The organism is Verrucomicrobiota bacterium, from assembly GCA_037139415.1.
In the GTDB taxonomy this organism is placed as follows: domain Bacteria; phylum Verrucomicrobiota; class Verrucomicrobiia; order Limisphaerales; family Fontisphaeraceae; genus JBAXGN01.
Genome location: JBAXGN010000126.1, coordinates 1 through 24,081, shown reverse-complemented (window position 1 = coordinate 24,081; position 24,081 = coordinate 1). Strand labels below are relative to the sequence as shown.

Below are 24,081 nucleotides of genomic sequence, written 5' to 3'. Positions count from 1 at the left end.
TGTTGAGGACGATGGCGTCGTAGGCAGCCAGTTTGGCGGCCTCGAACACACTGTAGTCGTAGCTGACGTCGGTGGTCCAGGCCTTGGTCTTTTCCCCCAGGATGGTCAGAGCCTTCTCAGCGACCGAGATGGAATGGTGGGTGAAGTTTTCGCAACGGCCAAAGACCAGGATCTTGCGTGGCTTTTCGGACTTAGCGAGGGGTTCGCTCGGGCAGGCCGCCGTGATCTTGGTGACCATTTCAGGGGTGACCTTGGTCAGCTCGGGGAGCATGATCCCCGGTATCTTCGATTCCACGCCGGGCTTGGCGGTCGCTGTCTCATTTGCCAACGTCGTGTGCATGACGCACAAAGCCGCGAGGGCTATGGCTAACTTCTTTTTCATTATGGTTGCTTCCTTTCTTCGGTTGTGACGCCGGTCGCCGCCCAAAAGAGCAAGTGAGACCGGCTCGGATTTTTGGTGATCTTGATACTCGTGAGTTCGTGGTTGCTATCGGGAGCGATGTCGCACGCATGAATGCTGTGATGTCCGCCATCGCCCTCGGTCAGCTTGTTGGCTGGGTTCCACTTATTCAGGTCGCGCACAACATAGGTCCAGGTTCGATCATTGGCGGATACTTCGTTGTAGTAGTCCGGAACCCTGACCGTGCGCGTGGCGCTCGTGCCATCGGCGTAAATGAGGTCCACCTTGAGTTCTGAACCGCCGTCGCCACTGGTCCACGCGAGGAACATCTGGCGATACTTCTGCGCGGGGACTGGAATGAGCAACGGTTCATCATTGACCACTTTGCGAGCCTGACTCTTTTCGGCATCGTCATTTGAATAGTGGAGCAGCATCTCCGGCCGTTTCCCGTTTGCAGGGATGAGCGGGTTGTCCGGCAGCGCCTTGGGATTCTTGTCGCCCACCGCCCGTGCTGCGGCCATGGTCAGGTAGGCGCTACCCTTGCCGTACCCGTCCACAAATGTATTCCACGTCACCAATTTGCCTGCGGTAAAAGTTGTGACCGGCCGAGCATCGAGCAGCGCGCACACATCAACCTGAACGACGTTTGTATGAGTAACCTTGGTCAGTTCCGGGAGCATGATTCCCGGTATTTTCTGCTCCGCTCCGACGGCCGCAACACTGCAAATGACAAGGGCCAGAAGCATGAGACAGCTACGGTCAGCGATAAGTTTTGTGTCGTTCATCGGCGGCGACTTTAGGCGGCAGTCGGCCATTCGTCATGTCGTTAAATTAGCTACACGCCACAAGGCGGTTTTTCCGTTGTGGATTTCGCCCTGCGTCGCTATGCTGCGGTTGTCAACATCCGGTCAACATGCGCGGGCAAGATTCTTATTGGCAGAAAGTGACCACCAGCATCCGGCCCAGTCTGGGCTTGCTGGCAGGCGGTCTGTGCCTGTTGGGCACGGTCGGCCGGGCCGAGATGGCGATCACCCAACTCGTGGAAGATGGCCACGCCCATGACGTGTCCGCTGGTGTCACGACGCCCGTGCGCGTCGCCACCACCGCCAAACGCATTCAATTCCATTTCACCGAGGCCAATCGCAAAGGCGAGCCGACGACGCGCCTGCGCTACAAACTGGAAGGTTACGACGACCGGTGGCGCGACTTGGTCCAAGAACGCGGCATGAATGTTTCCATCCAGTTTTGGGACAATGAACCTTTAGACAAACGACACGTCCTTGGCGGTAATATGTATTATTTCACCGGCGAGACGCCAGGCTGGCGCGGCTCCGCGGAGAAATCGGACTTCACGAATCGTAGCGAGACGGTCATCGCACCGGAACACGCAGCCTTCGCCAAAGTCATCTTCCTCTCCGATGCTTATCTTCCCGCCATTGGGCTTGTCGCCGTCGATGCGGTCCATCTCCAGGTCGAGCATCCGAAGGTCGGTGGGCGGGTGAATCAGTATGACTTGACCGTGACTCAAGGCGATGACCTGAACAATTCGATGGGTAGGCCCGTCAACTGGGGACGCTGGGGGTCGCTGCCAGAAATGGCCCAGTTGTGCATCCGTCCCGACCCTTCGCCACATCCCATCCTCGTGCTGAACGACACGAGCGCGCGATATTTTGCCGCTTGGGTTACCCCGGAAAAGCGGTATCCGGTGCCGGTGCATCCGGGTGACCGGCTGACATTGACTTGGCAGGTCGCGCATAGCATCGGTGGCTGTGGGCCAGCCCAAGCCGACTATCCGCAACTGTTACCTGGAAACTACCGGTTCCGCGTGGCCGCCGCCAAGGCCAATGGCGAATTGACCGGCGTGGAGGTGTCGTTGCCCATCGTGGTGGTCGTGCCGCTGTCTCGCCAGTGGCAGTTTTGGCTGACGCTCGTGTTGTTGGCTGGCGGTGCCGCTGGCTGGTTGGGCCAGTTTATCGTGCGGAGACGAATGCAACAGCGACTCGCTGAAATCGAGCAGCAACAAGCGTTGGAGCGCGAGCGGTCGCGCATCGCCCGCGACCTGCACGACGACATCGGCGCCGGGCTGACCGAGATCGCCATGCAGAGCGATTGGGTGCGCCGCGACCTCGCCCAAGGACCGACGGCGGACACGCAGCGGCGCATTGACCGCGTCTGTCAGTCGGCCATTGAATTGACACGCAGCGTCGATGAGATCGTGTGGGCCGTGAACCCGGCCAATGACACGCTGGACCGGTTCGCCAATTATTTGACGCAATCCGCCAAGCTGTTCCTCGACGCGTCCGGGTTGCGGGCGCGTTTCGACATACCGCCAGAAGTGCCGCCCACCACGCTGGTCGGCAAGACGCGGCATTACCTGTTTCTGGCCGTGCGCGAAGCGTTGAACAACGTGACGAAGCACGCCCATGCCGACCTGGTCCGAATCGAACTGCGCGTGGAGGAGGCCCGGTTGCGCATTACAGTCGTGGACAACGGCTGTGGGTTCACCCCCGCTGACACCGGTGCGGCCGGCATCCATGAAGGTCTGGAGAGCATGCGCCAGCGCATGGAGGAAATTGGCGGCGAGTTCCGTTTAACCAGCCACCCCGGCAGCGGAACGCGGGCCGAATTTCTGTTGCCCCTCCCCAAAACAAACTGACGCGAGACTCGATGAAACAACCTCCAAAGATCAAAGTCGCAGTCGTCGAAGATGACGCCCGGATTCGCCGTGTGCTCGCCGAGGTGTTCGCCAGCGCCACGGACTGCGAATGTGTGGGGATGTTCCGTAACGGCACCGCCGCCATCGCCGGTATCCCAGCGCTTCAGCCCGACGTGATTATCATGGACATCAACCTGCCGGATCTCAGCGGCGTCGAATGCGTGGCCCGCCTCGCTCCGCAACTGCCCGGCAGCCAGATCCTCATGCTCACTGTCTATCAGGATACCGAAACGATCTTCCAAGCGCTGTCCGCCGGCGCACACGGCTACCTCGTCAAGCCCGTGATGCCCAATCAACTGCTCGCGGCAGTCAGCGAAATTCACGCTGGCGGCGCTCCCATGAGCCCACCCATCGCTCGTAAGATTATTGACATCTTTCGCCGACCCACGCCAACGCCAGAGCAAAACCCGGCAATGGCTGATCCGGTTTTAGCGCCAAGAGAGCGACAGGTACTCGAACAACTGGTCAATGGGCTCTCCCAAAAGGAAATTGCTGCCGAACTTGAAATCGGCGTCTCCACCGTCAATACCTACATCCAGCGGATCTACGAAAAGCTCCACGTCCGCACCCGTCGCGAGATCATCGCCCGCTACAAAAGCACCGCCGACGAGCCTCACGTGGCCAAGCAATCCGCCTCCTGACGGTTTGGTGATGGCACAATCTCAGTCATTTCCAAACATTGGAAATTCATCACCGCAATCTTCCAAAGATTGGAATTCCCGGTAAGGCGCGATTCGTGTGCAGCGCGGCCAGCGGGGACAATCGCAGGGCGGTGAGCGGGAGAACTGTGAGCTTGTTCATGGGCGTGTGCCTTGGCTTTGTTGTGGTTGACGAATTTCCAGGTTCAAGCGTTGACCCTACCGAATTGTTTTAATGAACTGGACGGTGTTCGATGGGGCGGGAGAATTGCGGATCTGCGCACCGGGTACGTCGTTCAGAACGATGACTGGCTCGCTGCCGGCGGATTTCACGTGCAGACCGTCCAGCCGGAGGTCTTTGACGTCGTCGCAGACGACCGCAGCTCGGTAATCCTGGGCTTTGACACCCAGAGTGACGTTGTCGAGTTTGATACCCTCCGCATGCCGGCAATAGAGCCCCCATGCGGGCAAGACGCCGAACATCTTGCTTTCGGGATAATTCGTCGCGCACTCCGGCACCTTGGCAAGCTGGTCGAGCCGGTGATGATCAGGCTTGCGTGTCCCGCCGATGCCGCCGTAAAGGATGGAGACATTCTTGAGGGTGACATCTTTGACTGGATGTCCCGGCAGCCCGGTGATTGAGCCGGTAATCAAGGTGGTGCCGCGATGACGCCAACCCGAGGGGAACTTGTTCATTTCCTCGTGCGTGCGGTTCGGAATTTCAGCGGTGACATCGCTGATGGTCACGCCGCGCACAGAACCCACCGCGCCCTTTACGTTCCGGTGACCGAGCCGGATGAAAAGCGGGTTGTTGCAGTCGGTGATTTTGACATTGGAAATCTGCACGTTTTCCATCACACCGCCATCGACAATCTCCAGCGCGATGGCCGAGAGGTAGGTGTCGTAAATCTCCAGGTTGCGGCAGGTGATGTTCTTGAAACCGCCAGCCGAAGCGGTTCCGAATTTCAAGGCGTTACAGGTGGAGCGCACCCGGCATTTCTCCACCAAGACGTCGTCACAGGCTTGGGACGAGGACTTGAGGCAGATGCCGTCGTCTTCGGAATCAATGTCACAGTTGCGGACAACGACGTGGGAGCAGCCGTCAATGTCAAGGCCGTCGTTGGTGATGGCCGCCAGAGTGCGGACGGTGATGTTTTCGATGGTGAGATGTTCGCAATCCCGGTACAATTGGACCCAGCAGGAGCTTTCCTTGAGCGTGATATTCCGGACCGTGACGTTCCGGCAGTTGCGAAAGTTAATGATGACGGGACGCTGGCATTCATCGGCATAAGGTGGATTGCGTTGCGGCATGAGGTTGCGGGTGTCGGCGACCAAAAGTTTCCCTTGACCGTCAATGACTCCTAATCCGCAAATCTCGATGTCCTCCTGCTGGTCGGCTAGGAGCAGCGCGTAGAAGTTCAACTTTCGATAATCCGACCGCCGTGGGCTGCCCAGCAATGTTGCGCCTTTTTCCAACTGTAGTTTGACGTGGCTTTTGACGTTGATCGAGCCGCTCAAGTATGTCCCAGGCGGAAACACGACCGTACCGCCGCCAGCGGTTGCTGCTGCATCAATGGTTTTCTGGATCGCGGCCGTATCCAAGTTGGTTCCGTTACCGGCAGCGCCGTGCTGGCGGATGTTAAAAGTCTGCGTACCCACAGCGGCGTACAGCGCGGCCAGCGGAGTCAGCAGCAGCGCTCCAAGGAAACCAAACATGACAGGCGTCAATGTATCCAGGATTGCCCAGTTGGTTTTCATCGTCGTTTTCTTTCCCAGCAACAATTGCCGACTGAACTCGCAGGACAGGCAGGCCACCGCCCGTGCCGAGTCACCATCTGTCCACTTCGACGAAGTAAACCGGAGCGGAATTCAGCTTTGTTTCGGCGTGAAGCAGACCAGGATCAGCGCCCAGCATATTGGCCAAACGCCATGAGCCTGCCTCAGCACAACGCCCAGATGGGCCTTCGCATCCGCCTTGGCAGCGCGAAAGCGCAACGTAACCTGTGACCAGTCTGCGAAACATGCGTGGTTGATTCCATTGGCCCATGCTCAGCTCAGCTAATCTTTGCCATGCTTTCAGGACTGAACGCTCCGATAGTCGAACCAAAATCGCTTTGCTCGCCGTCCGGTTGACGGGCCAGGCGAAGTGTAAGTTTGTAGTCGAGCTTGTCCTGCCGGTAAAGCGCGCCGTGACGTATTCGGGACTCAACGGCGGTGTGGCCGATGGGAATGGCACTGACGGGCTATTCACCGCGGGATTGAACTTGTTGAACCCAACAAAAGCTTGAACATGGGATTTAAGGCGAAGGCCTCCGGGGAGGTGCGCCACGCCTGCCATTTCTGGCGAATCACGTCAGCGGAATCAGTCATCAGGTTCGGCACCGGCGGCGCTTTGCGCGGGATGGTTGTATAAACGCCCCAACTGTTGTCGCCGCTGGCGGTGTTCTTGAATGTCCACATCGTCCAGTTCAGCTTGTATTGGTCGTATTTTTCGAAGGCGTATTTCCAGGCCGCCCGGTCGCCAAAGAGGTTGAACTCGCCAACGAACACCGGCACGTTCCACGCCTTCTGCATCTCCGCAACCGCGCTGAGGTCGTTGTCGGTGGCCTGGTTGCGATCAGCCGTGGTCTTGCCGCTCCAGTTGTACCAGTGGAAGGAATAGACCGCGTTCTTGTAGCCGCTCTTTACTGGATCGCGCAGGGTTTTCCAGTCCCACATGCCTTCCATGGCAATAAGGTGATCGGGATCAACGCTGCGGATGGCCTTGTAAAGATCGTCATAGAGGTCGCACACCACCTGCGATTTGGGGGCGGGTTTGCCTTTTGGGTTCGAGTTATTGGGCTCATTGAGCAGGTCGTACATCGCGATGGCCGGGTTACCACGGTAATGTTCGGCGATACGCTTCCAAATGCGCACCGTCTCCGCCTTCTGCGCGGTGCTGGCGAAGTAACCGCCAGCCGAGCCGTCGTGATCGGCGCTGGGCGGCAGGAACGCGTGGAAATCCAGGATCGTGTAGAGCCCCCGCCGCCAGGCCTCGCGCACGACCCAGTCCAGGCGCGTAAAGGCATCGCTGCGCCACGCGCCGTCTTCGTTCAGCACTGTGGAATACGCAAACGGCACGCGCACCACGTTCATCCCGAGGGCCTTGATCCGGTCGAGGTCGGCGGCAGTGATCCATACGTCCTCGTAGGTCGCGATGAGTTCACCGGCCGTCTTGGCGCCAAAGCGCTTGACCAACAGACGCCTGGCCTCGAAGTCGTAACCGTTGTGGCCAGGGTTGCCGTCGCGCAAGGTCTTGGAGATGTCAATCGGGCACATCCAAGACTCCCATTTGAGCCAGCCACCGAGGTTGACGCCGCGCAACTGGATGGCGCTGCCCTTGCCGTCACGCAAGACCGTGCCATCGGCCCGGAGAAACTTGCCGACTGGATCGGTAAGAGCGGGCTGTGCTTCCGCAACGCGCCCGATCAGAAACGTTACGACAACACAAAGCGCGAGGAGGTGAAGAGGACACGTTTTCATGGTTTATATACTGCATGAGTTGCCGTTGGATAAGAAGTCCCGAATTGTGCGAGCAACCTATTTTGCCTTCACATCGAAGCAATACAGGTTGGTATCGTAACGCAGGTATAGGCGTCCGCCGATGACAACCGGGTGTGCCCAACTGGGCCCTTCGCCCGGAACGCTGAACCGGCCGGTGAGCTTGAAGCCCTCCGGCGAGGCCGATGCCAATCCCATGACACCGTCGTTCTCGCCGAAAAGGTACAGCATCCCATCGGCATAAGTGATCGAGCATTTGCCCACCCCCTTCTCGAACCACTTTTTCTGACCGGTTTTCAGGTCCAGACACGCAACGCCGCGCTCATGGTTGCCGTAGATAAAGCCTTTTTCGATCAGGTAACCGCCGTGATGGCAGACCAGTTCCTTGGTTGTCCACGCCGGTTCGGCCCCGGCTGATCCGAGTTTCATGCAGATGCCGCCCTTGCCGTAGCCAGTGGCCCAGAAGACGTATCCATCAGCGGCCGCTGGCGAAGGGATGTTGGCGGTGTTGCCGGCGCTATGAGGATTCGAGAAAATCTTGGCGCCGCTGCGGGCATCAACGCAAAATAGTCCGCCACCCGTGCCCGCCGCAATCATGGGGACATCGTTGAACGTGAAGGGGGTGCAGGAGCCGTAGTGCGCAGGGCCATCAAACCCTGTGCTTTGCCAGATCGTCTTGCCTGTGGCTTTGTCTAACGCGGTGATGCAGCCCGCACCGCCCGGTGTCACGACGGCCGTCTTGCCGACGATCAGCACCGATTCGGTGTAACCCCAGTTGGGCGTTTTTCCACCCAGCTCCTGCATTGTCCGCGTCCAGACCTTGGTGCCGTTCCGGGTGCTGTAACAACCAATCAGTCCATGGCCCGAAACGAGGTAAAGCATGTCGCCCTCCACCGTGGGCATTGAACGCGACCCGGTATAGCTCTGCGTCCAAGCCCGGTCGTGGGCGACCTTCCATTTTAGCTTTCCGTCCATATCGAGGGCGAAGAGCGTCATCTGTCCGTCTACGTCACCGGAGGCGTAAACCGCACCGCCGCTGACGGCGACGGTCGAGAACCCCTTGCCCAGTCCGGTAAACTGCCAGAGCTTCGCCGGACCGTTGGTGGGCCACTCCTTCAAAAGGCCCTGGTCGGGGGATTTGTCGTCGTGGTTCGAGCCGCGGAAGCACGGCCATTCGCGTTCAGCTGCGGAGCCGACTGTGAGCGTCGTGAGAACCATTGCTACGTTTAGAATTAATTTATGCATATTTATCTCTATTGGGTCAGAATTTTAATGATGTTTTCTTTGTTGGTAAAGAATTGAAACACCTTGCGAGCTTCAAAACAACAGGTTGAATCGAAACTGCATATCATCCTCGAACCACGTCCGATAATTCGTGCTCTTCGTGTTGTTGAAGAGGCAAAAGTGCAGCCCTCCTGCCATGTCGGGCTGCTGGTAATCAAAAGTCAGCAGCGACCGCCGGCCGGGGGACAACAGAAAGGCATCCAACGTCTCCAATTGGAAGCCGCCTCGCTGGTCGTGATAGGACACGCCACGGATCACAACATGCAGACTTCGATTCCCGCCCTTGGCGACCTCCAGCGGAGAGATTGCCTGCCCCATCTTGTCCATTTCAAATCGGCCGTCACGGGATATTGGCGGAGTGAATGAAAACCAAAGCGCCTCGGGCAAACGGGAGGCGGGCTTGTTGAACCATTTCAACGTCAGTCGCAGCGTCGGTTCGCTGTCGGGCACGAAAGTCTCAACAATAATCTCGCGTGGGCACCCTGAATCTCCGGCGTCCCGCACCTCCAGGTCGGCTAGAAAGAAATGTCCGTCCAGACGTTGCTCGTGCCAAAGCTGCTTCAGCGTCGTAAAAAACAAGGCGCTCTGGGCGTGGGTCTTTTCCAGACCCGGTTTGCTCCAAGCATTCAAACACCAATCCTTGTTGCGCAGCTTTGGCATTACGTATTGGTCCAGGAACCGGTTGAAATCCGGCGGTGAAAAAGTTTGGTACGAGAGCAGACCCAAACTGTGGGCGGAACCGGCCCATTGCCGGCGCGATGCCCGGTGTTCCAGAAAACGGATGGCACCGGTTTTCTCATCGAACCCGATCCGGAAGTGTTTCGTCTCCAGTTTCTCGCTAGGAGAATCGAGCTTGCGCAAGCGGTCACGTTCCGTCCGCACCGGACTGAGGGATTTCAAGCGCGCCCCCGCCTCGGCCGCCAATTCCGCCGGCAAAGCGCCGCCGGCACGGTCAATATTGGCGCGCTTATCCGCCCACGACTGCTCCATAAACCTGAACTCCGGGAGGTTTCGGGACGCACGAAAAGCCGCCATCTCGTAAATGTCCGGATGACTATGCACCGCCTTGGTTCCGAAAGTGTGTTCAGGCACACACAGAAAGTGCTTGCCGAAAGCCAGGTCAACATCGTCGTTCGCGCTAAGCCTGCCTTGGGCGATCCACTCGCTACGCAGCCGCGATATTTCCCGGAATCGCGCCATCAGGAGCGGATCACTTGATGTGGCCCAAAGCCAGGTATCCCCTAACTCTTGGGTCACCACCGGCAGTCTCGGGCGTAGCGACCTCACTTCGGCAGCCAGTGCATTCAGGTCCGAAGCAAAGACCTGCGCCTTGGGAAAGCGCGTTCGCAAAACCGCGTAGATTTTCGTGATCTCGGCTGCTGTGTGAGGACCAAGGTTGTCCCAAGTAAAATTGATTGAAACCGCCGTTCGTCCGCCCGGCAGCACGGCCACGCCTCCGTAACTGTGTTGATACATCACCATGAGGTCGGAGCCCTCGGGACTTTTCCAGAGAAAGAGCGGCGGCACGTCAAGCTCCGCACTCCCGTCATTGGCTCCAATGTGCAACAGTTCCAGTCCTGCCTCGGCCATTACCGGCACAATCCCGCGGGTGTGACCGGGAACATCGGTTATCTTCCCGGCAATGGTTTTCCGGCCAAACCGCCGGTCCAGCCTTTCAGAAAAGGCCATTCCCAATCGGAAAACCGACCGATCCATCAACTCAGTCTCCATCGAAAAGGGAAGCCCGTGCCAGACGAGATCGCCCGCCAGGATCGCGCGCTCCATCCGCCGTCGGTTTTCCGGTGATGCTTCCTCCAAATACCGGTAAATCAGCCACGAGCCAGTGGTCCAAACATAGCGGTCCGGCTGGTGTTCTCTTTCGATTTGTTCGCGAAGCGACAACACTCTGGGAATGAATTGCTCGACATAAGTCTTGATGACTGCCGACGCCAAATCAGTGAACCCGAGGTCCAAGTGTGTCTTGAAGATGACCAAGACCTTCTCCACACCATCGTCCACAGACTGCTCTTGCCCCCAAAGAAGGTTCGGGTGGAAGGCAACCAAACCTGAAGCCGCACAGGTCTTGGCTAGAAAGTTGCGGCGATTCATGTCCGCTGGTTTGTTTTTCATAGCACAACCGTCAACGTGTTGTGTTCTATTGCCGTTCATTGCACCTTGCTTTCCGTAAGGCGTCCCGGCTTCCAGTAAACTCCCCCAAATTCGTAGGCGCCGATATCGGGCGCGGAACCGATATGGCCATCCGTGATTCCTGGGATGACCTTGCCGGCGTTAATACACGGCGATCCGGCCTTCAAGCGGAAATCATGGTTGGCGGGATCCACAAACATGGCATTGGCGTTGGTAAAGTTATTTCCAACGATTGCCGGACCGAATGTTTGAGGCTTGAGCAGGATATTGTTGAACACTTGCGTGTCTCTCCAATAGGGCCGACCGGTCGCACCATTCCAATCCTTGTCCGCCGAGTTGATGGCTCGCAAGCAATCCCACATGGTGTTATTGTAGATTTGGTGGGAATTCGGCTGCCGCTTGTTGGGGGCGGGGTTGTTTGCTCTGATTCCGGTTGCGGACGAGCCGGTCTTCATATTCCAGACAACATTGTGGTGGACGATAAAACGCGAGGAATAGTCGTCCAGATACACGCCGCAGCCGCTGTGCAGCGTGGGATTGAAGGCGTTAAAGTTGTCATGAATCCAGTTGTAGGCGATGACCGTGCCATTGCCGTCGGTGTAGAAACAGTAAAACCCGCCGTTGTCGGTTTTCGCCAGCCCGGAATTGTACAGGTCATTATATTCGATGTATGACGGAACCGCCAACGGAGTCATGTCGCACTTTTTCGAATAGGTGATTATGGAGCGCTGGGCATCATGTAACGTGTTCTGCGTAATGCGGTGTCCGCCACCGTTCATGGCAATCACAGCGCATTCCCATCCTTGCCAGTTGGCGTCGTAGATTTCACAGTTATCCACCGTGTTGCTTGTTCCCAGAATCGAAACGCAGTTGCCCCAAGAATGGGCGATCTCACAATTGCTGATCTGGTTGTGAGAGCCGTTCACCAGGACGCCCTTGCCGGCCAGATTGGTGGTCATGGGCGCAAACAGGTCTTTTGGCTTGGTGTTAAATGTCAAAGGGTCAAATATTGAACTGACATAAAACACCTTGCAGCCGTCCAGCACGCAATGTTCGGCAACATTCATATTGATGGTTGCGCTGAACACGGTGAGGTGTCTCAGGACGATATAGTTACGGTCGGACAGGTCGAATCCGGTATCCCGCACCTTGGCCTCCACCAGAAGCGTTGACGGATCTTTTCCACCGGGCGGATAGAGATAAAGAATGCCGTCTTTCCAGCACCATTCGCCTGCTGAATCTATAAGTCCCGGCACGCCCATCAACCATCCACCCCGCGCAACATCATCAGGAAGAAACTCATAACTATTCTGCTTGGTAAAACTGTTCCACCACCCCTCCTTGTTGGTGCTCTTGAAAACCGTCACGCCCGTCCAGTCCACATCGGCTGGCGGATTGGTCGTGCCAAGGGTTGGACGAAGCATGTCGAAACCCTTGACCTGATCGAAGGGCTGATTCGGATGACGCGCCAGCAGCATGTATTGCCCATTGACAAACAAATCTTTGACCTTCTCCGGCATCGGTGCCTGGTAGATGTTGCCTTTGTATTTCGTCCAACCCGTTATCACCTTGCCGCCGTGAACCACCACTTGATCTTTTCCAAAAGCGGCAAATGTCAGCGGGCTGCCCTCCAGGCCGGATTTGGCTGGCCGCACTGCTTCATAGTAAGTGCCGGCGTGAATGTAGCAGGTGTCCCCTGCCGCCATGGCCGCCGCCGCCTTTTGAATCGTGCGATAAGGGGAGTTGGCCGAGCCTGTGCCGGTATCGCTTCCGGTCATGGCAACATGATACTCCGTTCCAAACAGCGCCGGTGAAATCAAGGCCAGGGCAAGACACATCAAGGTTCTTTTATTCATACGGTTACTTGGGCGCTTTGGGGTGCAATCGCCCCAGTTGATCCTGCTTCCATTCCGGGCTGCCGCGTGGCGCTGACGATGCCGGATAAACCAATTGCACCCCGGCGTCCAACATGACATTCTGCACCCGGATCGGATCAACGGCTCGCGGCTGGATTTTGTTTTTGATGGCCAGTGCCGCAATCGCCCCGACCGCCTGGCCGTTCACCATGGTGCTCGGTTGCAGCCGGGTTGCGCCATTGACCAGACGCGATTGGGAGATGTTCTTCTCGGCGGCAAGAAAGCCATCAACGGTTTCAGGAATGAACGCCGCGAATGGCAATTGAAAGGGTCCGCCTCGCTTGCTCCAGGGAAGCTTTTCCCTCGCCGGGCTGGGAGCTGCTTCGAGGTTCTGTTCCATATCATTAGGTGATTTTGCCCCATGCAAGTCTTCGCCGTAATCGTTCACCGAAATGGCATCCGCAAAGAACTTCGGCGCCTCGGTCCGGTTGATTTCGGCGCCCACCACCGTATGAACGCCAATCATGCGACGGCTTTCCCTGACATAAGCGATCGGCGGAAACAGTTGCAGGATGCGTTCATAGGGTTTCAAGGACGGTTTTTCGCTCACGATGCGAGCAATTTGGTCGCGATTATAGGGGGAATCATAGCCTTCATCGCTTGCGACCGACCACGGTAACTTCAATTCGTGCTGCAAGTAATAGAGTAGTTGGAGTGTGACCAAACGCATCTCAATCTCCTTCGCCCAACGTTTTGCGGGATCAACCACGTCGACGACCGTTATGCCGATATCATTCTGAGAAATGTTCAGATGGGTTCGGGTGGGAACAGGATAGGGAGGCCCGTCCTTGCGCGAGGAGTCAGGCATGCCACGGTACCAGGAGATGGCCAGCCACGGGGCCTTTTGAGCATAGATGTCGTTAAATCCCAGCTTGTGTTTGCTGTCGTTAATAATTTGAATCCGCTCAAAGTGTTTCCTCTGCCTCACCTCCGCATAACCCGGCGGCGGCGCGAGCATTTGCAATTCCATAGGGATGCCCTGCGGATACTCCTTGAGGACCGCGGTCCAGGTGTTGTCCTGCATCCGCGCTTTGGGATCGAGGCTGTCGCTCACGCACTTGCCAAGGCGGTAACGCACGCCTGCCAGCGGAAGGACATCACCGTATTCGGTGGCGTCCACCAGAATCGCGCACTCAACGTGGTTGGTGACCGCGCCATCCGGACGCGCAAGTTCAACCTCCGCACCCTGCACTCGATTGCCATCGCGCAACACCTTCACCACGCGCGATCGCAGGGAGACTTGGATGTGCCCAGGTCCCTTCTGGTTTGTCTCCCGGATGAAGTCATACAGAATCTTTTGACCGATCCTCGGCTCAACCGCGCAGGAGTGGTCACTGAAATAGCAGGTGGCCACCGATTTCCCAAGTTTCTGGTAGGCGTCCACTGCACGTGCATAAAACTCATGGTAGATCCCTTGTTGGCGGATGATGGTACCTTCATCCATGGAGGTTACTCCCGCCGCGTTCATCTGGCCGCCAATCCAGTCGGTCTCCTCAATCAGCGCCACCGAACATCCCATGCGCGCCGCCTGCACAGCCGCGCCCCAACCACCTGTGCCCGCTCCGGCAATCAGCACGTCGTAGCGGGCTGGCAACGACGAGGCCTGAACCACGGTCAGCCCGAACGCGGCGAGCATTACCATTAAATGGAGTGGTTGCATGAGACCTTTCATTAAACGTATCACTGCGGTTACATTAGATGTTTGAGGCGCGCTTGACAATTCAGTTTCCTTCGGACGACACCTCGATCAACCGGAAGCCGCCGGCAGCGAGAGTAGAATGTTTGCGTCACTTTGAAATGTTCTCTTTCGGATTGCCCCAAGAATTCGACTCATAGTAGGTGATGATCGCCATGCTGGAAACGAAGTCGCCCTCGATCGATTTCCGATAATCAATGAGCTGCTTGCGAGCGGCATTGAATCTTGAAGCATCCTTGGTGTCCATCTTGTGCTCGAACGCATTGGCGGTTTCCTGAACCAGCCAGGCATGCTTCAATCCTTTTTCCAGGAAGGCAACCCGCTCCGATGCCAGCATGTCGCCTTTTGCCGCCCGCTTTGCCTGGGCCAGAAACTTCCATCCGGTCTCCCAGGCTTTCTCGGGAAAGATCTCTTTGGTAATGGCATAGATAGCATACCATCCAGATTCATATTTGGCATTCCGTTTTTCTGCGGCTGCGGTGCTCTCGGGAGTCCACTTGGTGGAGTATGCCTCCCAGTTCTCAAAATAAGCTTTGACCGCTTTCTTCGCCGGCCCGAACGCAGAATAAAACTCATCAAGGAATTGATCTGCATCTTGATCCGGTTGGTTCAAGGCTCTGGCGATGCAGTAGAGTGTCGGCCCCTGGGCGGCATATTGGCCGGTCAAAGCGTCAAAATCCACTCCCAGCATGGAATGCTTAAAACCATAACTGAGATCCGCGGCAAGCGTTTTGCCATAGAAAACCGGGAAAGCGTTCCCTTGGTAAGTGGTGTTGGGTCTGAAGAAGATGCTGGCGCCCACATCCGCCCAGGCGAGCAGGGATTTTCTAAAATCATCTGATTCGGGTTTATTCCAAGGAAAATGCGAGCCTCCCGGGATAAGCCCGATGAATTCATTTTTGTTCATCTTGATCTCGAGGGGCGGTTTAACATAGTTGTTATATGCGTAGAAGACGGTTTTCACATCCGGACGCTCTTTTGAAGCCAGTCCGTAAACCGCGTTGTTAAATTTCACATATCGGTCGGTCATGGAACCAAGCCCATTCATCCACTCACTCCACCCGCCTTTGGCATTCTGCCAGGCTTTGGTCACCGTCTCCAGGCGCTGGTCAAACGGAACCTTATTCTCCGGGTCCGGCACATCCCATGTCATGCAATTGCTGCAAACGCAGCTGCCGGGAGTATCGTCTTCGCAAACATTGATGAACTCAGACTTGCCGGCCGTTTTCCAGTTTTCAACGATCTGGTTCCATAGCGCGGGCTGGGAAACACACATGGCAATCATATCCGCTTGTTTGGACCCCTTCGGGTCAAGCCGCCGCTTTCCATCTGGCAGTTGGGCGAAGTATTCCGGATGAGTTTTGTAATATTTATCATAATACTTGGTAAATGAATGCCCGTAAGCCATGGTAGGGTTCAGAAAAAATCGTTGCCTTCTCAACCAAGTATACTGGCCTTTTGAAAATGCCTTGAACTTCGCTTGAGTGGAAAACCCGTAATATCCACCATTGGGAACACCACCATACTCAGCACCGGCTCGCCACTGTTTCTGGATCAAAAGCGGGCTGATCACGGTGTTTGCGATTGGGATAGAAACCGTCGCATGTTTCGGAATCACTTCGCCCAAAGTCCCCGGCCAAAGCCAGCGGACCGATGCGTTCTTTTCCAACAGATCATAGACCCCAAATAGAGTTCCCACCCCGGTCTTCATGTCGAGCGGATCGCCCCCGGTGTCCTGGCCGCAAATGAAAACGTCGTTCTCACTGGTTTTGATGCGGTAGGCGTTCAGCCCTAGTTTTGAGATGTCAATGCCCGCCTTACCGGCAGCACTGCACTTGCCGAGGAATACTCGTGTTCCCGTGGACGGTGCATTCGGTTCATTCTTGATGGGCGGAATCAAGCCGGTGGACTCGGCCAAATGATATTGCAACTCTTTGGCCACAAAATGCTCCACCAAGTTTGGCTTGGCCGGAATAACAATGGTGCACACGCTCTTATGTTTCGCATCCACCAGCGTTACCGAACCGAACGACGGCGATGAACTGAAAAGCAGAAGAATCAGATTAACAAACAATAGAGCTAAAAGTCGCCTATTTCTAAACAGGATCATACGAATCCTTTCATTTTTGGTACGGTTCACGCCTTGAATTACTGGACGCGGTGCGGCGATTGCTTACGTTTTTTCATTCTTGTTGGTTTGGGCCGATATATATTACCTTTTCCCCTCTTTGATCCGATGTTCATTTCGCACTCCATATCTGGCGGATGGTTTCCTCCTGATTGAATCCCAATGGATTCAAGGCTCTTGCGTTGGCAATGTAATTTCTGTTTCCATTAATTGCTGGCGTAATTATTCGGTTACCCGGCATTTCAAGATGCCCGACATTATCGGGCCACATGGTGCTGATATAGTTGTCCGCATAGCGGAGAAACTCGTTGCGGTATGCCTCCGGTTGGTTTGCAAACCACGTAATCTCGTCCCTTCCCCATATCCCAGTGTCTGGCGGGCCTTGGCGGCCTGTGTTATCGAAATGGATCAGGAAGGGAAGTTTTGCAGTCTTCCAGCCACTGGGCGTAATGCCACGTCCACTATTATATTTCCCGGTAAGAATTACCTTCTGGGGTTGTTCGAAAACCACTTTTGGCTTGCAACCACCCAGCGGAGCGGAGCCAAAATCAAAAAGCAATTTATCTCCGACCACAATAGTAGGGCCTGTATCAGCATTACAGAGCACGAAATGTCTTCTCGCATGTGTCCTTGCATAGAGGCGGACCCGTGCCAACATATCGTAGTAGTTCGCATATCGGCTCGCTTTATCATTAACCGCTTGTGGCTCGAAATATCCCCAGTGGATTGATTCCATACCGGCATCAATCTGAGAGGTGGCGAGGTAGTAGTACCATAGCTGGGTCTCCAGCTTGGTGATATCCGGCACCGTGAAGGGTCTTTTTATGATCGGATTATCAGCAAACACCATATCCGCTTGCCGGAAATTGCGAGTCTCGACCGGCAGGTTAAATTGCTGGAAAACGTATGCCGGAATGGGCAAGGTGTTAACGTCAGTGCTGACATATTCGAATACCCCTCCTTCAAGGATAACGTCGGGGTCATCCGCATGGATCTGTGCACCTAGGGTGCGAGTGGTTTTAAGCCGTTGCGGAAACGTACTCTCCTTACCAAAGATAACGATTACCCGGCCAAGGTATTTTGCACCTAAGGACTTCACCATGCGTAGATTGTCAGCCGTGTTCCCCACACCTTCGCCAAGTCGCCCCATATGGATGGCGCGGGAAAGATAGTTCTGAAGTACCGGCAAGGAGATTGAACCATCGAAGCGATAATCCCGTGGCGTTGTTTGGGCACAAAGTATGGGCGTGGTTATCAGGAATATAGCGAATGCAATAGTTACCGAAAACAACTGTGGAAAGTGGTTAAGCGTGTTCATGTTTTTTAAATTGAGCATGTGTCTATTCACTTTTTACTGATAGATTTGCTTTTTGGAATGCTACCGCCAGCCGCTACTCGGCGCAAGAGCGGTTAATGTTCCAGTTTGACCCGTATTTCGTTTTCATTTGATCGTCAGTTCCAAGCATTGGAAGTCTGTGTGCCGTATTTTTCCAAGACTTGGAAAAAGCCGACGTGGTGTTTTCCAAACCTTGGACCTTCCGAAAAATTACGGCCCGCGTGCAGCGTGGCCGGCGGAGCCAGCGGCAGAGCGTGTGTGGTTCATCGTTGTTCCTTTCGCCGGCCTCATGGCCGCGTCTCGTTGGCGGAGGCTCTCTTGATCAACACCATTTCGGGTTTCAGGTTAGGTTTGAGGAACGGACCGGCGTCGGTCGTCGTGCCGCTTCGCGGGACATTGAAGTAGTCGGAGGTGATCGGCACGATCCGGGGGCACTCCGGCGTCGGTGGCATGCCGCAGAGCTTCCAATTTTGGGCCGAGAATTCCAGCGTGGCTGCGGCCACTTGGCCGTGCCGGTCGAGACCGGTTTTCTTCTGCCAGGCGGCCAGGTCGAACGGTATGCCGCCGGCGGGGTTGACGAACAGGTTGTAGTCCGACTCGTTGTCCATTCCGTCAGGGATTTTGGAGCTACGCGATTCGAAGCCGTAGAACACGTTGCCAACGACGCTGTTGTGGTCCGATGATGACATCCGCTTGGTTTCCATATCCACCATCCGTCCCTTGTCCGTAGGGCGCGCCAGATCAATGCGCACAGGCAGTCCCTTGAATCCGCCAATGAGGTTGTGGGCGATGGTGGCATTGCCGGTGTGCTGGAGGAGTATGCCGTCGCTGTTACCACCCCAGAAAATGTTGTGGTCAACGAGATTGGCCCCGTAAGAGGCCTCCATGTAGAACGCAGCGCTGTCGGACCCGGCCACGATGTTCTGCGTCACACGCGTGTTGTGAATGCTGTGATCAACCCACAGCCCATAGCAGTTCACCGTGTCGTGGATGATGTTGCGGCGAATCAGCGAGTGCTTCAGATAGTGTAGTTTCATGCCGCCAGCCTCGAGCAGCGAGAGCACGCGGTGCCATCCGCAGCCGGTAGATTTGTTGTCCTCCACCAATCCGCCGATCAAACCCAGGGCCGATAGCGCGCAGGCACCACACTCGATAAAGGTGTTGCCGCGCACGATGTGACCTACGCCGGCCAGCTTGGGCGTGTCGGCCGGCACTAGCCAGGGCAAGAACGTCTGACGCCGCCCGCAGTCCATTCCCAAGCCGTTGACTTGACAAACGACGTTGTTCTCCAAGATCCAGTGATGCCCTTGGTTGGCGGAGATGGCACCGTGTTGGGGCACGGGAAGACAGTTGGCCACGCGCTCGACGGTAAAACCGGCCATGCGGACAAACCCCAGCCCTGGCCGTTTGGGCGCGAAGGCGAAGGGCCGGGTGGTGACTTCCCAAGCAGCCTCGGCTGGCTGCCGTCCGTCGAATATGTGGAGGTGTAGATGCCGCCCGCCTGGCTCGATCCAGAATGCGCCATCGGTCTGCGCCAGATCCGCGTATTGGACGACCTGTTTCAACCGGCGTCCGTCCTGAAAGATCAAGCCTTGAGGCAAGGTGAATGGCGGCTTTAGCCATCCGAATTGCTTTGCCATGCCCGGTAGCCCTTCGGTCATGTTGGCGCTGATGTTCCGTTCGGCGAACGGATTGTAGTCCGTAAACAACGATGCCGGCAGTTCCACCATCCAAGCCTTGGCGACCGGTGCTTGGCCGGCCAAGGCGGATGGCATCCACTTGGAAGTCAGCGGGTCTGCACCGGAAATGATCACTTCCTCGCCCGCCGCAGCCTGATAGACGATCATCTGCTGGGGACTCGTTCCACCACGGGCCGGCCGGACCCATTCGCGATAGAGTCCTTGCCTGACGATTACCCAGTCACCCGGCTCCAACATCTTGGCGGCCCGTCCGATGGTCTTCCAAGGCCGGTTCTCGCTGCCTGGGTTGTCGTCGGAGGCTTGGGGGTGCCGTTGCGCGACGATGAACGTTCGCCGGGGCTGTGGCGGCTGCGCTGGTTCCCATGTTCTAAACTCGCTGCCGTCCGGTAGCAGCACAGGCGTAATGAGACTGCGCAGCGGCAGCGGGCTTTCCGCGCCCGCCGCCACGGCGTTCCATGCCGCGCTCGGATCGTTGAAAAGGTTGCAGCGGGTCCATTCGGCCGAGCCAGGGACTGGGGTAACAGTCTCGGCAGTGTGCAGCGCACCCAGCGGCGCCAGCAGTAGGGTGGTGAGTAGTGTGAGCTTGTGTTTCATGGTTACTGAAATTGGTTTTTCATGCGCCCCCCGGTTCATTGTCGCTGCGCGGGAGAACTGCAGGAACCCGACGCGCCCGCCTTTCAATCCTTCGCGATCGGCTGGCCGTTGTACGTTTTGACCGCCGCGCGATTGATCACGGCGATCGCATAAGCGAACCCGGGGCCGGCCATCATGGTGGACATGAAACCGCCCTTCAGGTCGCCTTTGGCGTCGAGGGTGAAACCGGGGGAGATTTGGTTTCCGGCGCACGCGGTGGCTCCGACCAGGACGAGCTGTTTCTGAAAGTCGATTGGGGGAAGCTCTTCCTGTCCTCGCCAGGCTTTCCAGAGTTTGGCCCACGCTTTGGCGTTGGTGATGTAGCCGCGGGCGGGCACCTCTTTCATCAGCCCTCATCTTTCGGCTGGGGGAAAGTGCCGCGCCACTGCTTGACCGGCTTCACGGATTGGTTTTCCGCTTGCACGGTGGCGAGGCTCAGGCCAAGAAGCAACCCCAGCACGACCGTTGTTGACCAGCATTGTCGGATGTATTTCATGATAGATTTAGTATGGATTCAGTGTCTGGCTGTCCGCGCCTCCTGCCAAGAGGAAATTTGCAGGTCCGGTTCGGTTGAGCGTTTGACTTGCTTCCCATCCGTAGTAGTAACTGCTAAGAAATTGGTTTTTCATGCGCCCCCCCCCCGGTTCATTGTCGCTGCGCGGGATGGACTTCACCATGCGTATATTGTCAGCCGTGTTCCCTACACCTTCGCCAAGTCGCCCCATATGGATGGCGCGGGAAAGATAGTTCTGAAGAACCGGTAAGGAGATTGAACCGTCAAAGCGATAATCCCGTGGCGTTGTTTGGGTAAAAAGTGCGGGCGTGGTTATCAGGAAGATAGCTAATGCAATAGCTACCGGAAATGATTTTGAGAATGGTTTAAGCGTTCTCATTTTTTGATTTGAACCTGTATCTATTCACTTTTTACTGATAGATTTGCTTTTTGGAACGCTACCGCCAGTCGCTACTCGGCGCAAGAGCGGTTAATGTTCCAGTTTGAACCGTTTTTTCAAGCGGGAGTTTCATGGCTTGTACTCCAGTTTCAAATTGTCAAAATAGCATGCGCCATCGGCGGAGTCGTTACAGAAAAAACCGAGGGAGCTCAAGGCCTTAAACGCTGCGGCCATCGGTGCGCTCACTTGCTTGCGCGAACCATCGGCCATTGTCACAGCGATGCTCGCCGTGCGGTTGTCGCCGGTGAGCGGGAATGAAATTTCGACATGCGTCCACGTTCCCAGCGCGGCTTTGGCCAGCACACCGGAGGCTGATTTGATCGTGCCATCGAGGGCGAACGTGACGCCGGGCAGCGAGGTGAATTCCTTCGAGGGATTACCGCGCTTGGAATAATCGCGGAACCCGATGTCCAGAAACGCGGGCGCATCCGCTTTCTGGCGCACATCGCATGCGAAGCGGACGGTGCCGTGATCGAGGTTCTCCGGAATTCGATAGGTCACGTAGGGATAGAACGGCTTGGCTGCTTTGCGCGTGGTGGTGGCGGCCAGCGCGTGGTGGCCATTTTTGCCAATGCCATCGGCCACTTGGAAGGTCGCCTCCGGCCGGCCGCCGTTGCAGGTGAAGCCGCGCGGCAGGCGGCTCACGGCGACGTCGTCGAATTCGATCGCGAAGCCGGTGAAGGGGCGTGGGCCGGGCAGTTTCATCGCGTAGCAAGGTGGCGCGGCTATCTTGACCGCCGCGGCCACGCCGCGAAATTCCGGTTCCAAACCGGCGACGGTGTAGTCGAATGGCTCAAAGCCGAGCGCAAAGGCCGGCGAGGATTTCTTCAGGCGGAAGTCGCCGTGCGCCGGATCTTCAAACAGCGGATCGGCGTTGAGCGAACCGGCGTCCTGGCCGCCCGCCTGCCACTCGGTGAACGAATTGGTCTGGAACAGAAGCGGCAGGCCGGCACAATTCCAGTAGAGGTTCGAGCGGCAGTCGCACAGCGTCTTGTCCCAGGCGGCGTCGGTCAGGTTCGTGCTGTCGAGATAGCAAAGGTTGCGCGTGAAAACATTCGCGCGTGTATAGGATTTTTTGTGGAAGCGGATGAAGGGCTCGAGCTTGCCGTGCACCGGACCGAAGATGTTGTTGCGGACCACATTTTGCGCGCCGCCGTTGCTGTTGAAGCCGTGCGTGCCCACGTTGAAGACAAAATTATTTTCCACCAGCATTCCCGCCGAGCCTTCGTCGAGATAGAGGCCGAGCTGCCAGTCATGCTTGGCGAACGGGCTGCGCACCGTGTCGCGTACCACGTTGCCGCGGATCACCGTGCCCGGCTGGCGACCGAGCGTGTAGATGCTTGCGCCATCGGCGAGCAGCGCGATAACGTTGCTGATGGAGTTGTATTCGATGCGGTTCGAGGCGCAGCCGGTGGGCGTGTCGTTCCAGCTCCAGCCGAGCGCGATGCCCGAGTAGGGGAAATTCCAAATCTGGTTGTGGCGCAAGACCGTGCCGCGCGAGAAACCGCCCCAGATGGCGTTGGCCGAGAAATACATCAGGCCGCCGTCGGAGATCGCGCAGTTCTCGATCCGGTTGCCGGTGGGCAGCACCGGATAATCCGCCGACGCGGTCATGCGCAAGTCGCCGATCTTGACGCCGCCGCCGCCTAGATCGAACAAGCGGCAGCCGATGACGCGGTTGCTGTGCGAGCCGGCACCCATGCCGATGCCATAGCTTCCCACCCGTGATACTTCGCAGCGGACAAGCGCGCAATTCCGCGCGCCGTTCAATTCAATCGCCGCGGGCAGATCGGCCTGTCCTTGGGAGCCGCCATAGCCATCGTGCGGCAACGGCGCCTCGTTGTGCGAAAAGGTCAAGCCATGGAATTCGATGTGCGCCGCGGACTGGCAAACCATCACGTTCACGAGCCGTGGCGCGACGATCCGCGTGTTTGTCAGCGTCTCGCCTGCGCACGGCAGATAGGTAAGCACGCCGCTCGGCCGGTCGAGATACCATTGGCCCGGCGACTTCAATTCCTCCTTCACGTTCTCGATGAAATAGGGCTGCAACCCATCCTGATCCACCGCGAATGTCGGCCGTCCCGTGAAGGTCACGATGTTCTTCCGAGTGTCCACCTGCTGGACGCGCAGGCGCGACGAACTCCAGACGTGCAGCACCACCACTTCCACGTCGGAAAGGTTTTCCCAGGCTTGGAAGTCGCCGGGCGCGAAATAGAAATCGCGCTGCGCCGCGCGGTGACGCGCGCCCTCGCGCCGCGGCGACTCCGTCACGGCATCCACGCGCTTCATGCCCAGCATCGGGCGATAACGCCGCTCAAACGCCTGCTCAGTCGTGGACACAAAAAGCTGGCGGAACGGCTGCGTTCCATTTTTGAAGTTCGGCAGTTCCACGCTCCAGCGACGTAAACCGTTTTCCGTGCTTTCGCGAAAGCCGCCGATCACACGTCCGCCGCTGATCACTGCGTTTTCCTGCGCATGCGCGCGCCAGATCACCGGTGCTTCCGCCGTGCCGGAGTCTTCCGGGGTGAGCAGGATCGTTTCGTTCAGCGCATAAACACCGCCGCGCAGCTCGACGGCGAACGGCCCCTTGTCGCCGTGCAGCTTCGCGGCGCGGATGGCATCACGCGCGTACGCCGGCGAGGCAAAAGGCTTCGCCAACGATCCCGGATTCGCATCATCGCCATTCGGCGCGACAAAAAATGTTGCCGCATGCCCCGCCGCAATCATCGCCATTGCCATTAACCAAACTGCCGTTAACTTCTTCATATAATCCTCGCTGCTCCGCTGGTTATGAGATTTGTGGTGGGTGTTCGCGGCCATCTAAAGTCCATGATTTAATTCCGACCGTGCCGTGACGGACAGAATGAAAAATGCGCTGTGCGGTTCCCATGATTCTGTTGTGGTGTAATCCAACTTGTAGGGTTTTCCGGAAAAGTCAGCTAAGTGCTTATCCGTAAATAGATATTGTCTGTCGCCAGCAGATTATGGCTGCG

General features: G+C 56.9%; 17 protein-coding genes. 2 read left to right on the top strand and 15 right to left on the bottom strand.

All coding sequences use genetic code 11. From position 1 onward, the window contains the following. A partial coding sequence (locus WCO56_20010; protein MEI7731868.1) for a hypothetical protein occupies positions 1 to 382 on the bottom strand: 382 nt, incomplete at its 3' end. Beyond that, complete coding sequence (locus WCO56_20005; protein MEI7731867.1) at positions 382 to 1,185, bottom strand: hypothetical protein; 804 nt, start codon at positions 1,183 to 1,185, stop codon at positions 382 to 384. The genes WCO56_20010 and WCO56_20005, both read right to left, overlap by 1 nt. A gap of 128 nt (positions 1,186 to 1,313) precedes the next feature. Here WCO56_20005 and WCO56_20000 point away from each other — a divergent pair, with 128 nt between their 5' ends. Together WCO56_20000 and WCO56_19995 are read left to right on the top strand one after the other, a co-directional pair. Then, a complete protein-coding gene (locus WCO56_20000; GenBank protein ID MEI7731866.1) occupies positions 1,314 to 3,056 on the top strand; it encodes a sensor histidine kinase in 1,743 nt (580 codons plus the stop codon). A gap of 11 nt (positions 3,057 to 3,067) precedes the next feature. Then, positions 3,068 to 3,757, top strand: a complete 690-nt coding sequence (locus WCO56_19995; GenBank protein MEI7731865.1) for a response regulator transcription factor — start codon at positions 3,068 to 3,070, stop codon at positions 3,755 to 3,757. A 216-nt stretch (positions 3,758 to 3,973) separates the two neighbouring features. Here WCO56_19995 and WCO56_19990 read toward each other — a convergent pair whose 3' ends face one another. The 13 genes from WCO56_19990 to WCO56_19930 form a co-directional block, all read right to left on the bottom strand. Continuing rightward, entirely contained in the window at positions 3,974 to 5,512 is a 1,539-nt protein-coding gene (locus tag WCO56_19990) for a glycosyl hydrolase family 28 protein (GenBank protein MEI7731864.1), read from the bottom strand. Between the two features lie 489 nt (positions 5,513 to 6,001). Next, positions 6,002 to 7,276 (bottom strand): cellulase family glycosylhydrolase, encoded by a 1,275-nt coding sequence (locus WCO56_19985; protein MEI7731863.1) that lies wholly within the window; start codon positions 7,274 to 7,276, stop codon positions 6,002 to 6,004. A gap of 57 nt (positions 7,277 to 7,333) precedes the next feature. Further along, complete coding sequence (locus WCO56_19980) at positions 7,334 to 8,539, bottom strand: PQQ-binding-like beta-propeller repeat protein (GenBank protein MEI7731862.1); 1,206 nt, start codon at positions 8,537 to 8,539, stop codon at positions 7,334 to 7,336. 72 nt (positions 8,540 to 8,611) lie between these two features. Beyond that, the gene (locus WCO56_19975; protein ID MEI7731861.1) at positions 8,612 to 10,708 is read right to left on the bottom strand and encodes a DUF5054 domain-containing protein; all 2,097 of its coding nucleotides are present in this window, start codon (positions 10,706 to 10,708) and stop codon (positions 8,612 to 8,614) included. Between the two features lie 35 nt (positions 10,709 to 10,743). Beyond that, positions 10,744 to 12,582 (bottom strand): right-handed parallel beta-helix repeat-containing protein, encoded by a 1,839-nt coding sequence (locus WCO56_19970; protein ID MEI7731860.1) that lies wholly within the window; start codon positions 12,580 to 12,582, stop codon positions 10,744 to 10,746. 4 nt (positions 12,583 to 12,586) lie between these two features. Then, positions 12,587 to 14,302, bottom strand: a complete 1,716-nt coding sequence (locus tag WCO56_19965) for an FAD-dependent oxidoreductase (protein ID MEI7731859.1) — start codon at positions 14,300 to 14,302, stop codon at positions 12,587 to 12,589. A 127-nt stretch (positions 14,303 to 14,429) separates the two neighbouring features. After that, positions 14,430 to 16,478 carry a DUF4838 domain-containing protein gene (locus tag WCO56_19960; protein ID MEI7731858.1) on the bottom strand — a complete coding sequence of 683 codons (2,049 nt, stop codon included), beginning with the start codon at positions 16,476 to 16,478 and terminating at the stop codon, positions 14,430 to 14,432. A 100-nt stretch (positions 16,479 to 16,578) separates the two neighbouring features. Further along, on the bottom strand, positions 16,579 to 17,784 hold the full coding sequence (locus tag WCO56_19955) for a hypothetical protein (GenBank protein ID MEI7731857.1): 1,206 nt from the start codon (positions 17,782 to 17,784) through the stop codon (positions 16,579 to 16,581). A gap of 305 nt (positions 17,785 to 18,089) precedes the next feature. Beyond that, on the bottom strand, positions 18,090 to 20,096 hold the full coding sequence (locus tag WCO56_19950) for a right-handed parallel beta-helix repeat-containing protein (protein ID MEI7731856.1): 2,007 nt from the start codon (positions 20,094 to 20,096) through the stop codon (positions 18,090 to 18,092). Between the two features lie 83 nt (positions 20,097 to 20,179). Beyond that, positions 20,180 to 20,482 carry a hypothetical protein gene (locus tag WCO56_19945; protein MEI7731855.1) on the bottom strand — a complete coding sequence of 101 codons (303 nt, stop codon included), beginning with the start codon at positions 20,480 to 20,482 and terminating at the stop codon, positions 20,180 to 20,182. Then, positions 20,482 to 20,631: a hypothetical protein gene (locus WCO56_19940; GenBank protein ID MEI7731854.1), complete on the bottom strand. Its 150-nt coding sequence runs from the start codon at positions 20,629 to 20,631 to the stop codon at positions 20,482 to 20,484. The genes WCO56_19945 and WCO56_19940 overlap by 1 nt, the downstream gene beginning before the upstream one ends. A gap of 7 nt (positions 20,632 to 20,638) precedes the next feature. After that, positions 20,639 to 21,028: a hypothetical protein gene (locus WCO56_19935; protein MEI7731853.1), complete on the bottom strand. Its 390-nt coding sequence runs from the start codon at positions 21,026 to 21,028 to the stop codon at positions 20,639 to 20,641. 129 nt (positions 21,029 to 21,157) lie between these two features. Further along, positions 21,158 to 23,854 (bottom strand): right-handed parallel beta-helix repeat-containing protein, encoded by a 2,697-nt coding sequence (locus tag WCO56_19930; GenBank protein ID MEI7731852.1) that lies wholly within the window; start codon positions 23,852 to 23,854, stop codon positions 21,158 to 21,160. Between the last annotated feature and the right edge of the window lie 227 nt (positions 23,855 to 24,081).

Bases quoted from the DNA above. Each gene is read 5' to 3' on its own strand.
- WCO56_20000 (MEI7731866.1), top strand. From the start codon at position 1,314: ATGCGCGGGCAAGATTCTTATTGGCAGAAAGTGACCACCAGCATCCGG.
- WCO56_19965 (MEI7731859.1), bottom strand. From the start codon at position 14,302: ATGCAACCACTCCATTTAATGGTAATGCTCGCCGCGTTCGGGCTGACC.
- WCO56_19955 (MEI7731857.1), bottom strand. From the start codon at position 17,784: ATGAACACGCTTAACCACTTTCCACAGTTGTTTTCGGTAACTATTGCA.
- WCO56_19950 (MEI7731856.1), bottom strand. From the start codon at position 20,096: ATGAAACACAAGCTCACACTACTCACCACCCTACTGCTGGCGCCGCTG.
- WCO56_20005 (MEI7731867.1), bottom strand. From the start codon at position 1,185: ATGAACGACACAAAACTTATCGCTGACCGTAGCTGTCTCATGCTTCTG.
- WCO56_19930 (MEI7731852.1), bottom strand. From the start codon at position 23,854: ATGAAGAAGTTAACGGCAGTTTGGTTAATGGCAATGGCGATGATTGCG.
- WCO56_19980 (MEI7731862.1), bottom strand. From the start codon at position 8,539: ATGCATAAATTAATTCTAAACGTAGCAATGGTTCTCACGACGCTCACA.
- WCO56_19935 (MEI7731853.1), bottom strand. From the start codon at position 21,028: ATGAGAACGCTTAAACCATTCTCAAAATCATTTCCGGTAGCTATTGCA.
- WCO56_19970 (MEI7731860.1), bottom strand. From the start codon at position 12,582: ATGAATAAAAGAACCTTGATGTGTCTTGCCCTGGCCTTGATTTCACCG.
- WCO56_19945 (MEI7731855.1), bottom strand. From the start codon at position 20,482: ATGAAAGAGGTGCCCGCCCGCGGCTACATCACCAACGCCAAAGCGTGG.
- WCO56_19940 (MEI7731854.1), bottom strand. From the start codon at position 20,631: ATGAAATACATCCGACAATGCTGGTCAACAACGGTCGTGCTGGGGTTG.
- WCO56_19985 (MEI7731863.1), bottom strand. From the start codon at position 7,276: ATGAAAACGTGTCCTCTTCACCTCCTCGCGCTTTGTGTTGTCGTAACG.
- WCO56_19990 (MEI7731864.1), bottom strand. From the start codon at position 5,512: ATGAAAACCAACTGGGCAATCCTGGATACATTGACGCCTGTCATGTTT.
- WCO56_19995 (MEI7731865.1), top strand. From the start codon at position 3,068: ATGAAACAACCTCCAAAGATCAAAGTCGCAGTCGTCGAAGATGACGCC.
- WCO56_19975 (MEI7731861.1), bottom strand. From the start codon at position 10,708: ATGAAAAACAAACCAGCGGACATGAATCGCCGCAACTTTCTAGCCAAG.